Genomic DNA, 12,719 nt, shown 5'->3' with positions numbered 1-12,719 from the left:
TTCGGCCTGGAAACCGCAATGATGCAATCGCCGGCAAGCCGGCTCCCACAGAAGAAACAGTATTCAGGCTGGCTTTGTCAGCCCCGGCAAATCCGGCAGTTTTTTCGGCGCGTGCAAACGCACGCGTTTCTGCCGGTTGAGTTCACCGCTGATCAGGCTGACCTGACTTTTGGCTATACCGAACGCCTTGGCCAGAAAGGCCAGCAGATGGGCGTTGGCCTTGCCTTCTACCGGTGGGGCGGTGAGGCGGATCTTCAGACGTTCACCGTGCAGGCCGGCGAACTCATCGCTGCTGGCCTTGGGTTGCAGGTGGCAGTCGAGAATCAGGTCCTCGCCGTCCCAACGGAAGTAGCTCATCAGATCAGGCCGAACAACACGACCGGCATGCCGACATACATGGCCAAAGGCGGGATCACGTAGCTCTGGATCAGCTGAATTACCATGAACGCCAGGATCGGCGAGATATCCAGCCCGCCCATGCTTGGCAGCATGCGGCGGAACGGCGCCAGGGCCGGCTCGGTGATCTGGTTCACCAGTTCGGCGCCCGGGCTGGTGCTACCAGGAGCAACCCAGGACAGGATCACGCTGATGATCAGGGCAAAGAAGAACACCTTCAAGAACAGCGCAGTCACGCCAATGATGGCCCAGGCCAGCAGCCCCAGAATGTTGAACGACATGTAGCTCAGGGTCAGCACTATGGCGAAGATCACCATTTGCACCAGAATCGCCAGCACCAGCGATGACATGTCCAGGCCAAACAGGCTCGGGATCACACGGCGCAGAGGCTTGAGCAGCGGCTGCGTGGCTTTGACCGTGAACTGGCACAGCGGGTTGTAGAAGTTGGCCCGTACCAGCTGCAGGATGAATCGCAACAGGACGATCAGCAGGTAGAGGCTACCCAGGGTTTGAATTACGAAAATGGCAGCGCCATTAAGTCCAGACATCATGTGCTCCTTATTGACCCAGTTGTTCGGCCATTTCGGCCGAGCGGTGCGCGGCGGCACTCAATGCTTTTTCGACCGAGGCTGCAAAACCGTCGGCCTGGAATGATTTGATCGCAGCTTCGGTGGTACCGGCGGGCGAGGTTACGCGGCGGCGCAGCTCGGCGGCATCGACATCACTGGCCACGGCCATGTGCGCCGCCCCCAGCGCTGTCTGCTCGGCCAGTTGCTTGGCCACTTCGCGTGGCAGGCCGAGTTTGACCCCGGCGTCGGCCATGGCTTCGATCAGCAGGAAGAAATACGCCGGACCGCTGCCGGACACAGCCGTGACGGCATCGATCTGGGCTTCGGTATCGACCCAGACCGCGATCCCGACGGCTGACAGCAAATCTTCAGCCTGCTGGCGCTGTTCGGCGGTAACGGCGGCAGTCGCGAACAGGCCGCTTACACCTTTACCGAGCAATGCCGGAGTATTGGGCATGCAGCGTACCAGCGGCTGGTTGCCCAGCCAGTTCTGCAGGCTGGTGCAGGTGATGCCTGCGGCAATCGAAATAAGCAACTGATGCGGTTCGAGATGCGCGCGCAGGTCCTGGCATACGGCTTTCATGACTTGCGGCTTGACCGCAATGACAATCACGTCAGCGTCCTGAACCGCCTGCGCGTTGTCGGCAAACAGTTCTATACCGTGCTCGGCCGAGACCCTGGCCCGGGTTTCGGCGCCCGGATCGCTGGCGCGGATCTGTGCGGCATCCAGACCTTTGGCCAGCAGGCCGCCGATCAGACTGGAAGCCATATTCCCGGCCCCGATAAAGGCAATACGCATGTTGCTCATAACAGATCCTTATAAAAATTGAGGTCGGTCTTATCAGGCCTGGCCGTAGTCGCGGGCACCAAACAGCGCGGTACCGATGCGTACCCAGGTGGCGCCTTGGGCAATGGCCGACTCCAGGTCGTGGCTCATGCCCATGGAAAGTGTATCGAGCCCCAGGTTCAGGCTTTGTTGCAGATCACGCACTGTTGCAAAGGCCGCGTCCTGCTCGGCCCGGTCCTCAGTGGGCTCCGGTATCGCCATCAAGCCGCGCAACTTCAGGCGCGGTAAGCCGTTGATGGCGGCTGCCAGTGCAGGCAAATCCTGCGGGGTACAGCCGGACTTGCTGGCTTCTCCACTGACGTTGACCTGGATGCAGATATTCAGTGGTTCCAGGTCTGCCGGGCGCTGTTCAGACAAGCGCTGGGCAATTTTCAGGCGGTCCACTGAGTGCACCCACGAAAAATGCTCGGCGATATCGCGGGTCTTGTTCGATTGAATGGGGCCGATGAAGTGCCAACTCAAGGGCAGGTCGGCTAATTCGACCTGTTTGGCACGGGCTTCTTGCAGGTAGTTTTCGCCAAAATCGCGAACCCCGGCGGCATAGGCTTCGCGCAGCGCTGCAGCGGGTTTGGTCTTGCTGACCGCGAGTAAGTGAATGCTCGTCACATCACGTTGCACAGCCAGTGCCGCGGCACGGATGCGTGCCTCAACTTCAGCGATGTTGTCAGCTATCGTGGACATTCGTTAAGCCCGCCGTTGTGAAAGTCTGCGGCATTCTACTGGAATTGGGAGGGGGGATGGATATCGCCGACCTGTTGGCATTGAGTGTCAGTAGTGGCGCTTCGGACTTGCACCTGTCAGCAGGTGTCGCACCCATGCTGCGGGTCGATGGTGAGATGCAGCAGTGCGGGCTGCCGGTGTTCGGGCCAGATCAGGTGCGGGGGCTTATCCACAGCCTGATGACAGACGCGCAGCGCAGCGCTTTCGAAACCGGGCATGAAGCCGATTTCTCTTGTGCACTTGCCGGGCTGGGCCGGTTCCGGGTCAACGCTTTCGAGCAGCAGCGTGGCGCGGGGGCGGTGTTGCGCAGCATTGCCCAACGGGTACCGAGCCTTGAGTCACTGGGGCCGGGCGAGGTGTTTCGTCAGCTTTGTCGCCTGCCCCACGGCCTGATATTGGTCACTGGTGCCACCGGCTCCGGTAAATCCACGACCCTGGCCGCGATGATCGACCACCTTAACCGTAGTCGTCAGCAACACATACTCACCATTGAAGACCCGATTGAATTCATCCGTCAGCCGGCCCGGTGCCTGATCAACCAGCGTGAAGTGCATCGTGACACCCACAGTTTTTCGGCAGCGTTGCGCTCGGCGCTGCGCGAAGATCCGGACGTGATCATGCTGGGCGAAATGCGCGACCTCGAGACCATCCGGCTGGCCCTGACGGCAGCTGAAACCGGACACCTGGTACTGGCTACGCTGCATACGTCTTCGGCGGCCAGAACCATCGACCGGATGGTGGATGTGTTCCCGGCAGAAGAAAAGGCCATGGTGCGCTCCATGCTGTCCGAGTCACTGCAGGCGGTAATTTCCCAGACGCTGGTCAAGAAGGTTGGCGGGGGCAGGGTAGCGGCTCACGAAATCATGCTGGCGACACCGGCAATCAGGAACCTGATACGGGAAAACAAGGTTGCGCAGATGGTCTCGGCGATCCAGACCGGTGGGGCGGTCGGCATGCAGACGCTGGAGATGAGCCTTGGCAGGCTTAGTGAGGCGAGGGTGATCGAAACGTTGTAGGGGCTGTGGATGAAAAAAGGCTGCGATCTTCAAGATCGCAGCCTTCGTGCCTCGACAGCTCCAGCGAGCAGGTTGGCGCTCTTAGCGCTGAACAACCTGCAGACTGGCTTTCTCTTTCGGCAGTACGCGCTTGGCGACTACGTAATGGCTCTGCCAGTAAGGCTTTTTCAGGGTGTCGATGGTGACCGACTTGCCGCGACGTGGCGCGTGGATGAACCGGTCGTTGCCCAGGTAGATGGCAACGTGGTTGACCTTGCGGCTCTTGATGTTGAAGAACAGCAGGTCGCCGGGTTTCAGATCCTTGCGTTCGACCTTTTGCCCGTGGCCGCTGGCCATTTCGCTGGAGGTACGTGGCAAATCAACCGCTGCAACGTCATTAAAGGCGTATTTCACCAGCCCGCTGCAATCAAACCCTTTACTTGGGCTGCTGCCGCCCCAACGATAAGGGGTGCCCAGCACGTTGACGGCGCGGCTCAATACCGTGCTGCTCTGCATGTTGGCGGCGGTCAGCGAAGCATTGGCGATTTTGCCAGGCGCTTTGCGATGAGCCTTGCTGGACGCAGGACGTGCTACGGTTTTGTTGCTGGTCTTGCTGTTAGAGGCGACATAAGCAGCACCCGCAGATGATTTTGCGGTGTAGCCGGTGAAGCCCGAAGGAAGATGTTGCTCACGATTGGTGGCGTGGGCGGCCAGTGGCATTAACAGGCAAATGGTTAGCCATGTCTTGAATAAAGGACGCATTCGGCAGGGCTCTATGGTGGTAAGCGCGAAACTTTATAACAGCTTTTTTGTCCTTTCTCAGGCCGTTTGTCGATTGGGCCTGGGGGTGAAAAAGCACAAAAGTACTGGCAAATTGTCCCGTGGCAGCAGCGCAGGTCAGGTGGTACAAGGCTTTGCGCCATTTTTTGTAAGACACTTTTACCTGTTGCGTGACAGTAAAAAAGTCACAAAAAAATCCACAATATTTTTCTATCAGCACCAAAGAGGGCATTTATGAGCGGCTATCGAGACGATGTACAACGCGATACCCACAGCAAGGTGCTGGGTTATTTGCTGTGGATTTTCGGATTTCTGGGGGCGCATCGCTTCTATTACGGCAAGCCGGTGACCGGGACGATCTGGTTTTTCACCCTGGGCTTGTTGGGAATTGGCTGGCTGATCGACCTGTTCCTGATTCCGAGCATGGATCGCGAAGCCGACCTGCGTTTCACCTCGGGTGAAACCGACTACAGCGTGGCCTGGATTCTGCTGACCTTCCTGGGTGTGCTCGGTGTGCACCGCATGTACATGGGCAAATGGATCACCGGGATCATCTACCTGTTTACCGGCGGGTTCTTTCTGATCGGTATCCTTTACGACTTCTGGACCCTGAACGAACAGATTTCGATCAAGAACGCCGAACGCCGTTAAGGCACAGCGCAAAACATGCAGAAGCGGTCTTGCTCGCGATCTTTTATGTGTTCAAAAGATCGCGAGCAGCCCGCTCCTGCAGATGCTTAGCCTTCGTAGCTGATCCGGCCATCCACCAGCGTGTAACGCACGGCACTTGGCAGGCAATGGCCAAGGAACGGGCAGTTGTCGCCTTTGGAAAGCCATTTCTCACCGGCCACGGTGGAAGCTGTCGGATCGAACAGCACCAGATCCGCCGCGCAACCCACCGCCAGGCGTCCGGCCGGCAGGCGCAAGGCATCGGCCGGGCCAGCGCCCAGGCGAGCCAGCAAGGTCGGCAAGTCCAGCAAACCGTCTTCTACCAGGGTCATTGCCAGCGGTAATAACAGCTCAACGCTGCTCATGCCCGGCTCGGTGGCACCGAAGGGTGCAAGCTTGGCATCGCGTTCGTGGGGCTGGTGATGGCTGGAGATGGCTTGCACCACGCCCGACTTCACGGCTTCGCGCAGACCGTCACGGTCGGCCCGGGTCCGCAGCGGCGGTTGCACGTGGTACAGGCTGGAGAAGTCCACCAGCGCCTCATCCGTCAAAATAAGCTGATACAGCGCCACATCGGCCGTCACCCGCAAACCGCGAGCCTGGGCCTGGGCAATCAGGGCCACGCCCCGGGCGCTGGTCAGCTGGCTGAAGTGGGCGCGCACGCCACTTTGCTCAACCAGCAGCAGATCACGGGCCAGCGCTACGGTTTCGGCGGTTTCAGGGATGCCCGGCAAACCGCGGAAGGCGGCCATCGGACCGTCGTGGGCAATGCCGCCTTCAGCCAGATCGCGATCCTGGGAGTGGAAAATCACCGTCAGGTCGAATGTAGCCGCATATTCCAGCGCCCGGCACAGGGTGCGGGTGTTGGTGAAACTGCTGAGACCGTTGCCGAAGGCGACGCATCCGGCGTCACGCAGAGCGATCAATTCGGCCAGTTGCTCGCCTTCCAGGCCTTTGCTCAGGGCGCCAATCGGGAACACCTTGCAGTTTCCGGCTTCACGGGCGCGGTCGAGGATCAGCTCGGTGACGGCCGAGGTGTCCAGCACCGGTTTGGTCTGAGGCGGACAGCACAGGCTGGTCACGCCACCGGCAGCGGCAGCGCGGGTTTCGCTGGCGATGGTGCCTTTGCGGCTGTAGCCCGGCTCGCGCAGGGCAACGTTCAGGTCAACCAGCCCGGGAGCGGCCACCAGGCCTTTGGCTTCGATGGTTTGAGTCGGGGTAAAACCTGCCGGGGCAGCGCCAATGGCAATGATTTTGCCGGCTTCCAGATGCAGGTCGGTCACTTGATCCAGCTTGCTGCACGGATCAATCACGCGGGCGCCGAGAATGCTGAGCTTCACTGGGCGTTCTCCTGTTCGAATTGGCGCTGGGCCGTTTGCCCGCTCATGGTCATGGACAACACCGCCATGCGCACGGCGATGCCATAGGTTACCTGGTTGAGAATCACCGAATGCGGGCCGTCGGCCACCGCCGACTCAATCTCCACGCCACGGTTGATCGGGCCCGGGTGCATGACGATGCAATCGGGCTTGGCCCCCGCCAGGCGGGCCGTAGTCAGGCCGAACAGGCGGTAGAACTCGCCTTCGCTCGGCAGCAGGCCGCCGGACATGCGCTCGCGCTGCAGGCGCAGCATGATCACCACGTCGACGTCTTTCAGGCCTTCGGTCATGTCGGTGTAGACCTTGACCCCGTATTGCTCGATGCCGATCGGCAGCAGGGTTTTCGGTGCAATCACGCGGATATCCGGGCAGCCCAGGGTTTTCAGGGCAATCATGTTCGAACGCGCGACCCGCGAGTGCAGGATGTCGCCGACTATGGCTACCGACAGGTTTTCGAAGCCGCCCTTGTGGCGACGGATCGTCAGCATGTCGAGCATGCCCTGGGTCGGGTGCGCGTGCCGGCCGTCGCCGCCGTTGATGATCGCCACCTGCGGGCACACATGCTCGGCAATGAAGTGCGCGGCCCCGGAGTCGCCGTGGCGTACCACGAACATGTCGGCGGCCATGGCTTCAAGGTTGCGCAGGGTGTCGAGCAGGGTTTCGCCCTTGCTCGCGGACGAAGTCGACACATTGAGTGTGATCACGTCGGCGGACAGGCGCTGTGCGGCCATCTCAAAGGTGGTGCGGGTGCGGGTGGAGTTTTCGAAGAACACATTGCACACGGTTTTGCCGCGCAGCAACGGGACCTTCTTCACCGCCCGGGCGCCGACTTCGAGGAACGAGTCGGCGGTATCGAGTATTTCAGTCAGCAGCTCGCGGCGCAGTCCGTCGAGGGACAGAAAGTGGCGCAGCTGGCCCTGATCATTGAGCTGTAGCGGGCGCTTGGCGTCTATGGGCGTCATCGCAAAGGTCTCTTAGGCAAGGTCTTGAAGTTCGAGGGTCAATGGCGCCGGGCCGGACAGTTTTACCCGCTCGGTCGGTTTCAGGGGCAGGGTCGCACCCACCACGTCGGGCCTGATCGGCAGTTCGGCCGCGTCCAGATCCAGCAGGCTGACCAGTGTCACGCTGGCTGGACGACCATAGTCGAACAGTTCGTTAAGCGCGGCGCGAATGGTACGACCGCTCATCAGCACGTCATCGATCAGGACCAGATGCTGGCCTTCAATTTCGAATGGCAGCTCGGAAGGGCGAACCTGCGGGTGCAGCCCGTTCTGGCTGAAATCGTCGCGGTAGAAAGACACATCCAGCGTGCCCAGTGGCGAGTCGCTGTCCAGCGCGCGCAGCAGTGCCTGGGCAACCCAGATACCGCCAGTACGAATGCCAATGAAGCGCGGCTCGGTGATGCCGCGTCGGGCGAGATGGGCCTTGAGGTCGAGGGCCATCTGGGAGATCAGTTCAGCGGGAACAGGCAGGATCATGGTGGCTCCTTAAAAGGCCCGCGAGGCGAAGCCTGCAGCGGCGGGCGCAAACAATGGGGCGCGTCAGTGATACAAACGCAGGGTCAGGCTTTGGATTGAGACTTGGCCAGGAACTCGTCGATCCAGCTTTGCAGCACCAGCCTGGCGGCAATGGCATCCACAGGGTTGTCACGAAAACTGCCGCGCTGGCCGCCCTGGGCCATACGCTCGCCCTTGGCCTCAAAAGTGGTCAGGCGTTCATCGTGCTCATAAGCGGGCAAATTGAAACGGCCATTGAGCCGATTGGCAAATTTTTTGGTCCGTGCGCACAGCGGGCTTTCGCTGCCATCCATGTTCAGGGGCTTGCCGACAATCAGCACGTCGGGTTTCCACTCTTTAATGAGCTTTTCGATCTCTTCCCACTTCGGAATGCCGTTCTCGGCTTTCAGGTTGCACAGTTCACGGGCCTGGCCGGTGATCATCTGGCCAACGGCGACCCCGATGGAGCGGGTGCCGAAGTCGAAACCGAGCACAAGACGAATGTCGTGCCCGGCCATCAGGAATGGCCTGCTTGGGTGCTTAACAAATTGAGGTTCACTCCGAGGTGTTTGGCGGCGGCGTCGAGGCGCAACTCGCTAGAGGTGTCAAACAGGACGTGGGCTGAGTAGGGGCAGGTCAGCCAGGCATTGTCGGCCAGTTCGGCCTCCAGCTGGCCGGCGTCCCACCCGGCATAGCCCAGGCAAATCAGGCTGCGTCGCGGCCCGCGCCCGTCAGCAATACTGAACAGCACGTCGGCAGAGGTGCTCAGGGCCAGTCCGTCCTCCAGCTCGACGGTGGCGTCAAAGCTCATGCCGACCGGGTGCAGGACAAAACCGCGATCAACCATCACCGGGCCGCCGCCGTAGATCGGCACATGCTGGCACAAGGGTGCGCAGGCCGTATCAGGGCGCAGTTGCTCAAGAATGTCCGCCAGACTCAGATCCATTGGCCGGTTGATCACCAGGCCCATGGCACCATTGGCCGTGTGCTCGACGATGTAGGTCAAGGTGTGTGCAAAGTTCGGGTCAGCCATGTGGGGCATGGCGATCAGGAATTGATGCTTGAGGTAGGTCGGTGCGTGCTTTTTCATGAGCCTTAGTGTGGCGCTGGCAAGGTGAACTGACAAGTTTGGCGGATGAAGATTGCTGACTCTGCAGGAGCGAGCCTGGCTCAATTGCTCGACAACCTGTCGCCCTGGGCAAACTTCCAGGTGCGGATGATCTCCAGCCGGTCGATGTCTGCCAGATCGCCAGTGAATGGCGCAAAAGGCGCCGCCAGCCTTACGATTCGTTGCGCCGCCTGATCCAGCAGCGGTTGCCCGGAGGACTCAAGTACCAGCACTTCGTGCAGTGAGCCGTCGCGATTGATCGACACCAGCAGCCGCAGCTTGCCGTAGATCTTTTCGCGACGGGCCTGTTCGGGGTAGTTGAGGTTGCCGACGCGTTCGATTTTTTTGCGCCAGTCCTCTTTATACCAGGCACCCTTGTCGCGCATGGTCGAAGCGGCACTCATGCGGTAGATCTTGGGGCGCTTGGCATACAGCTGCTGCTCGTTGGCCAGTTCGGCTTCGAGGCTGGAAATCTCGCTGGACAGCTGTGAGCTGTCGAACGTGGGAACGCTGGCCTTGGGCGCCGCTTCGGTTTTGACCTTTTGCGGTTCGCGCGGGGCCTTGTTCGGTTTCGGGGCGACGGTGGTGACTGCCGCCTTGGGCGCTGCCTTTGGCTGTTCGGGTCTGGCGGCAGGAGGCGGGGTGACCTTTTTGACCGTATTGTCCTGGAACGGAGCGACCTCTGTGGTCTTGGGCACGGCTTTCTTGTCCAGCGTACCGCTGCCTTGCTGGTTGTCCTGTGCCAGGAAGTCCGCTTTGTCCGGAGCTTTCTCGCTTTTGAACGTCGAGAGGGTGATTTCCAGGGTTTTACTGATTTTCCTGGGCTCGCTCATGCTGAAACCCACACCCAGAATCACTGCGATATGAATCAGCGCCGCGACCATCAGGGTAAAACCCAGGCGATCGGCCGCTCTCACGCCTTTATGGCTGAGTTCGGGGGGCAGGTCGCTGGGGAGTGTCATGACAGAAAGACCAACATTGCGCGTTACACAGGTCGCGCATGATAGCGCAATGTTGGTTTTTAGCTGCAAGGAGGGAAGGGGCAAGCCTCAAGCGGCAAGCTAAAAGCGATACGCCCCAAACTTGCCGCTTCGCTACATTGCGCCTTTAAACTTTCGGCTTGGCGCTTGAAGCTTGCAGCTTCGATGCAATCGCATCCATCAACAGGGCGCCGATATTGGTGCCGAAAGCATTGTCGATCTCGCGGATGCAGGTCGGGCTGGTGACGTTGATTTCGGTCAGGTGTTCACCGATCACATCCAGGCCGACGAACAGCAGGCCTTTCTCCCGCAGGGTCGGGCCGACCTGGGCTGCGATCCAGCGGTCCTTGTCACTCAGTGGCCGTGCTTCACCACGGCCGCCTGCGGCCAGGTTGCCACGGGTTTCGCCTGCGGCCGGAATGCGCGCCAGACAATAGGGTACGGGCTCGCCGTCGATCATCAGGATACGCTTGTCGCCGTCCTTGATCGCCGGGAGGTAGCCTTGGGCCATGATTTGCTGAGTGCCGTTGGCGGTCAGGGTTTCGAGAATCACCGACAGGTTTGGATCACCCACCCGATGGCGGAAAATCGAAGTGCCGCCCATGCCGTCGAGCGGCTTGAGGATCACGTCACCGTGGGTGGCGGCGAATTCGCGCAAGACATCGGCGCGGCGGCTGACTACGGTCGGCGGCGTGCACTGGGTGAATTGGGTGGCGAACAGCTTTTCGTTGCAGTCACGCAGGCTCTGCGGCTTGTTGACGATCAATACGCCGTCGCGCTCGGCTTGTTCCAGCAAGTAGGTGGAGTACACGAACTCCATGTCGAAGGGCGGGTCCTTGCGCATCAGGATCACGTCCAGATCGCTCAGGGCGGTATCGGCTTCGGCGTCCAGCTCAAACCATTTTTGCGGATCGGCGAAGACCTTGAGCAGCTTCATCCGCGCCCGGGCCTTGCCTTCGCTCAGGTAGAGGTCTTGCTGCTCCATGTAGAACAGGGTCCAGCCGCGATCCTGTGCGGCCAGCAACATGGCCAGCGAGCTGTCCTTCTTGTAGGAAATGCCCGCAATGGGGTCCATGACAATCCCGACTCGAACGCTCATGGCGAATTCCTCATATAAAATTGGCGAAGATCTCACCCGTAGAAAAGTTCGCGAGCAAGCTCGCTTCTGCGGGTTAGTAAAAGGCTTTTAAAAGTGGCGCCAGAGTGGCGCTGAGCGGGGGCCCGGTCAAGGAAAAACCACCTGCCCCGCGTCACGCCGGGTCGCCCGATAGATTGCAGGTCGTGACTGTGCTAAAAAGGCTCGCACAGTACTTTCAGCCCTTGTCCATCAAGGAGTTGGGTTTTCAAGCCGCACATTTGTAACAAAACGGGTCGCCACGCGACGGTAGAGCACATATGGAAAAGCAGTCCAGCGCCTTGAAGGTGATGGTGATTGACGATTCAAAAACCATTCGCCGTACCGCCGAAACGCTGCTCAAAAACGTAGGGTGCGAGGTCATCACGGCCATCGACGGTTTTGATGCCCTGGCCAAGATTGTCGATCACCATCCGCATATCATCTTTGTCGATATCATGATGCCGCGCCTGGATGGTTATCAGACTTGCGCACTGATCAAGAACAACCGGGCGTTCAAGTCGACGCCGGTAATTATGTTGTCATCCAAGGACGGGCTGTTCGACAAGGCCAAGGGGCGGATAGTGGGTTCTGATCAATTTTTGACCAAGCCCTTCAGCAGGGACGAACTGTTGAGTGCGATCAAGGCTCATGTGCCCGGTTTCAATATTGTCCCGAACGCTCAATGATGCCCGGCCAGCCGGCCGCTTACCTTTTTTATGGGGAACACCATGGCTCGCATTCTGATCGTCGATGACTCGCCGACTGAAATGTACAAATTGACCGGCATGCTGGAAAAGCACGGTTACGTCGTGCTCAGGGCTGAAAACGGCGCGGACGGCGTCGCCCTGGCGCGTCTGGAAAAACCCGATGCGGTCTTGATGGATATCGTGATGCCGGGCCTCAACGGGTTTCAGGCGACCCGACAGCTGACCAAAGACTCCGAAACCAGCCATATCCCGGTGATTGTCGTCACCACCAAAGACCAGGAAACCGACATGGTCTGGGCTACCCGCCAGGGTGCCAAGGGCTATCTGACCAAGCCGGTCGAAGAAGAAAAGCTGATTTTGAAGCTCAAACAAGTACTCAAAGATAACCCTCCAAAATGACGGAGGCCCTGTGCCGGACTCTCTGACCGCCTTCGAGTTGCTGCTGGAGATAGATCAGCGCTGTCGCTCGCTGGCGGCGGGTCTGGCACCTGCACAAGTCCAGGCCGACAACTGGAGCGGTATCGGTTTCCGGATCGGCGAGCATTGTTTCGTGGCGCCGATGGGGGAAATCGCCGAAATCCTCCATGAACCGCGCTTTACCTTGCTGCCGGGAGTAAAACCCTGGGTCAAGGGCGTGGCCAATTTGCGCGGGCAGCTGCTGCCCATCCTCGATCTGTGCGGTTTCTTCGGCGTGGAACTGTCACCTCTGCGCAAGCAGCGCCGGGTGCTGGTGCTGGAATACCAGGAGATATTTGTCGGACTGCAGGTAGATGAGGTGCTGGGCATGCAGCACTTCGCCCAGGCCGACCTCGATACCGACGTGCAGGCATTGCCCCACCCCATGTTTGCGCCCTACGTGCAGGGGCATTTTGCCGGCAGCCCGGTATGGTGGGTCTTCAGCCCCTTTGCCCTGGCCCAGGCACCGCAGTTCTGGGCGGTGGCGGTGTGAGCCGCCG

18 protein-coding genes are annotated in these 12,719 nt (G+C 59.9%); 6 read left to right on the top strand and 12 right to left on the bottom strand.

Translation table 11 applies throughout. The features are described from left to right. Positions 1–63: 63 nt before the first annotated feature. Genes JQ845_RS19070 through JQ845_RS19055 form a run of 4 tightly spaced genes read right to left on the bottom strand, consistent with a single transcriptional unit; the run spans position 64 to position 2,493 of the window. Positions 64–357 (bottom strand): DUF167 domain-containing protein, encoded by a 294-nt coding sequence (locus JQ845_RS19070; RefSeq protein WP_004419693.1) that lies wholly within the window; start codon positions 355–357, stop codon positions 64–66. After that, positions 357–944 carry a YggT family protein gene (locus tag JQ845_RS19065; RefSeq protein WP_004419690.1) on the bottom strand — a complete coding sequence of 196 codons (588 nt, stop codon included), beginning with the start codon at positions 942–944 and terminating at the stop codon, positions 357–359. Before JQ845_RS19065 ends, JQ845_RS19070 begins: the two co-directional genes overlap by 1 nt. Before the next feature lie 10 nt (positions 945–954). Beyond that, positions 955–1,773, bottom strand: coding sequence for a pyrroline-5-carboxylate reductase (gene proC / locus JQ845_RS19060; protein WP_004419687.1), 819 nt, complete (start codon positions 1,771–1,773; stop codon positions 955–957). A gap of 33 nt (positions 1,774–1,806) precedes the next feature. Beyond that, complete coding sequence (locus JQ845_RS19055) at positions 1,807–2,493, bottom strand: YggS family pyridoxal phosphate-dependent enzyme (protein WP_004419686.1); 687 nt, start codon at positions 2,491–2,493, stop codon at positions 1,807–1,809. A 56-nt stretch (positions 2,494–2,549) separates the two neighbouring features. Here JQ845_RS19055 and JQ845_RS19050 point away from each other — a divergent pair, with 56 nt between their 5' ends. Next, positions 2,550–3,548 carry a type IV pilus twitching motility protein PilT gene (locus JQ845_RS19050; protein ID WP_203009354.1) on the top strand — a complete coding sequence of 333 codons (999 nt, stop codon included), beginning with the start codon at positions 2,550–2,552 and terminating at the stop codon, positions 3,546–3,548. Positions 3,549–3,629: 81 nt separating this feature from the next. On the opposite strand, the gene JQ845_RS19045 is transcribed toward JQ845_RS19050, so the two are convergent. Further along, positions 3,630–4,289, bottom strand: coding sequence for a C40 family peptidase (locus JQ845_RS19045; RefSeq protein WP_004419681.1), 660 nt, complete (start codon positions 4,287–4,289; stop codon positions 3,630–3,632). Here JQ845_RS19045 and JQ845_RS19040 point away from each other — a divergent pair. Further along, positions 4,273–4,545 (top strand): hypothetical protein, encoded by a 273-nt coding sequence (locus JQ845_RS19040; RefSeq protein WP_232286862.1) that lies wholly within the window; start codon positions 4,273–4,275, stop codon positions 4,543–4,545. The genes JQ845_RS19045 and JQ845_RS19040 overlap by 17 nt on opposite strands. Next, the gene (locus JQ845_RS19035) at positions 4,542–4,958 is read left to right on the top strand and encodes an NINE protein (protein ID WP_004419677.1); all 417 of its coding nucleotides are present in this window, start codon (positions 4,542–4,544) and stop codon (positions 4,956–4,958) included. The genes JQ845_RS19040 and JQ845_RS19035 overlap by 4 nt, the downstream gene beginning before the upstream one ends. Before the next feature lie 86 nt (positions 4,959–5,044). Here the strand turns inward: JQ845_RS19035 and JQ845_RS19030 are convergent, their stop codons facing one another. The 7 genes from JQ845_RS19030 to gshB all read right to left on the bottom strand — a co-directional run bounded on the left by JQ845_RS19030 (position 5,045) and on the right by gshB (position 11,038). After that, positions 5,045–6,316: a dihydroorotase gene (locus JQ845_RS19030; protein WP_010656707.1), complete on the bottom strand. Its 1,272-nt coding sequence runs from the start codon at positions 6,314–6,316 to the stop codon at positions 5,045–5,047. Continuing rightward, positions 6,313–7,317 (bottom strand): aspartate carbamoyltransferase catalytic subunit, encoded by a 1,005-nt coding sequence (locus JQ845_RS19025; RefSeq protein ID WP_004419674.1) that lies wholly within the window; start codon positions 7,315–7,317, stop codon positions 6,313–6,315. Before JQ845_RS19025 ends, JQ845_RS19030 begins: the two co-directional genes overlap by 4 nt. A 12-nt stretch (positions 7,318–7,329) precedes the next feature. After that, positions 7,330–7,833 carry a bifunctional pyr operon transcriptional regulator/uracil phosphoribosyltransferase PyrR gene (pyrR, locus tag JQ845_RS19020; RefSeq protein ID WP_004419672.1) on the bottom strand — a complete coding sequence of 168 codons (504 nt, stop codon included), beginning with the start codon at positions 7,831–7,833 and terminating at the stop codon, positions 7,330–7,332. 83 nt (positions 7,834–7,916) lie between these two features. Beyond that, complete coding sequence (gene ruvX / locus JQ845_RS19015) at positions 7,917–8,369, bottom strand: Holliday junction resolvase RuvX (protein ID WP_004419670.1); 453 nt, start codon at positions 8,367–8,369, stop codon at positions 7,917–7,919. Beyond that, positions 8,369–8,941 (bottom strand): YqgE/AlgH family protein, encoded by a 573-nt coding sequence (locus JQ845_RS19010; protein ID WP_202210205.1) that lies wholly within the window; start codon positions 8,939–8,941, stop codon positions 8,369–8,371. The genes ruvX and JQ845_RS19010 overlap by 1 nt, the downstream gene beginning before the upstream one ends. An 80-nt stretch (positions 8,942–9,021) precedes the next feature. Continuing rightward, positions 9,022–9,921 carry an energy transducer TonB gene (locus tag JQ845_RS19005; RefSeq protein ID WP_004419668.1) on the bottom strand — a complete coding sequence of 300 codons (900 nt, stop codon included), beginning with the start codon at positions 9,919–9,921 and terminating at the stop codon, positions 9,022–9,024. Positions 9,922–10,066: 145 nt separating this feature from the next. After that, positions 10,067–11,038, bottom strand: coding sequence for a glutathione synthase (gene gshB, locus JQ845_RS19000; RefSeq protein ID WP_203009353.1), 972 nt, complete (start codon positions 11,036–11,038; stop codon positions 10,067–10,069). A gap of 296 nt (positions 11,039–11,334) precedes the next feature. Between gshB and pilG the strand changes: the two genes are divergently transcribed. From pilG to JQ845_RS18985, 3 genes are read left to right on the top strand one after another with little or no spacing between them, the layout of a single operon-like run. Beyond that, on the top strand, positions 11,335–11,742 hold the full coding sequence (gene pilG, locus JQ845_RS18995) for a twitching motility response regulator PilG (RefSeq protein WP_004419664.1): 408 nt from the start codon (positions 11,335–11,337) through the stop codon (positions 11,740–11,742). A 42-nt stretch (positions 11,743–11,784) separates the two neighbouring features. After that, the gene (gene pilH, locus JQ845_RS18990; protein ID WP_127196531.1) at positions 11,785–12,162 is read left to right on the top strand and encodes a twitching motility response regulator PilH; all 378 of its coding nucleotides are present in this window, start codon (positions 11,785–11,787) and stop codon (positions 12,160–12,162) included. A gap of 10 nt (positions 12,163–12,172) precedes the next feature. Next, complete coding sequence (locus JQ845_RS18985; RefSeq protein ID WP_004419661.1) at positions 12,173–12,712, top strand: chemotaxis protein CheW; 540 nt, start codon at positions 12,173–12,175, stop codon at positions 12,710–12,712. Positions 12,713–12,719 lie beyond the last annotated feature (7 nt).

This window comes from Pseudomonas paraversuta, from assembly GCF_904063065.1.
Lineage (GTDB): Bacteria > Pseudomonadota > Gammaproteobacteria > Pseudomonadales > Pseudomonadaceae > Aquipseudomonas > Aquipseudomonas paraversuta.
This window is presented reverse-complemented; position numbering and strand designations above follow the sequence as displayed.

Excerpts from the sequence above, each read along its gene's own strand:
- JQ845_RS19045 (WP_004419681.1), bottom strand. The coding sequence starts at position 4,289 with ATGCGTCCTTTATTCAAGACATGGCTAACCATTTGCCTGTTAATGCCA.
- JQ845_RS19050 (WP_203009354.1), top strand. The coding sequence starts at position 2,550 with ATGGATATCGCCGACCTGTTGGCATTGAGTGTCAGTAGTGGCGCTTCG.
- pyrR (WP_004419672.1), bottom strand. The coding sequence starts at position 7,833 with ATGATCCTGCCTGTTCCCGCTGAACTGATCTCCCAGATGGCCCTCGAC.
- JQ845_RS19070 (WP_004419693.1), bottom strand. The coding sequence starts at position 357 with ATGAGCTACTTCCGTTGGGACGGCGAGGACCTGATTCTCGACTGCCAC.
- JQ845_RS19005 (WP_004419668.1), bottom strand. The coding sequence starts at position 9,921 with ATGACACTCCCCAGCGACCTGCCCCCCGAACTCAGCCATAAAGGCGTG.
- ruvX (WP_004419670.1), bottom strand. The coding sequence starts at position 8,369 with ATGGCCGGGCACGACATTCGTCTTGTGCTCGGTTTCGACTTCGGCACC.
- pilH (WP_127196531.1), top strand. The coding sequence starts at position 11,785 with ATGGCTCGCATTCTGATCGTCGATGACTCGCCGACTGAAATGTACAAA.
- JQ845_RS19055 (WP_004419686.1), bottom strand. The coding sequence starts at position 2,493 with ATGTCCACGATAGCTGACAACATCGCTGAAGTTGAGGCACGCATCCGT.
- proC (WP_004419687.1), bottom strand. The coding sequence starts at position 1,773 with ATGAGCAACATGCGTATTGCCTTTATCGGGGCCGGGAATATGGCTTCC.
- JQ845_RS19035 (WP_004419677.1), top strand. The coding sequence starts at position 4,542 with ATGAGCGGCTATCGAGACGATGTACAACGCGATACCCACAGCAAGGTG.
- gshB (WP_203009353.1), bottom strand. The coding sequence starts at position 11,038 with ATGAGCGTTCGAGTCGGGATTGTCATGGACCCCATTGCGGGCATTTCC.
- JQ845_RS19010 (WP_202210205.1), bottom strand. The coding sequence starts at position 8,941 with ATGAAAAAGCACGCACCGACCTACCTCAAGCATCAATTCCTGATCGCC.
- pilG (WP_004419664.1), top strand. The coding sequence starts at position 11,335 with ATGGAAAAGCAGTCCAGCGCCTTGAAGGTGATGGTGATTGACGATTCA.
- JQ845_RS19025 (WP_004419674.1), bottom strand. The coding sequence starts at position 7,317 with ATGACGCCCATAGACGCCAAGCGCCCGCTACAGCTCAATGATCAGGGC.
- JQ845_RS19065 (WP_004419690.1), bottom strand. The coding sequence starts at position 944 with ATGTCTGGACTTAATGGCGCTGCCATTTTCGTAATTCAAACCCTGGGT.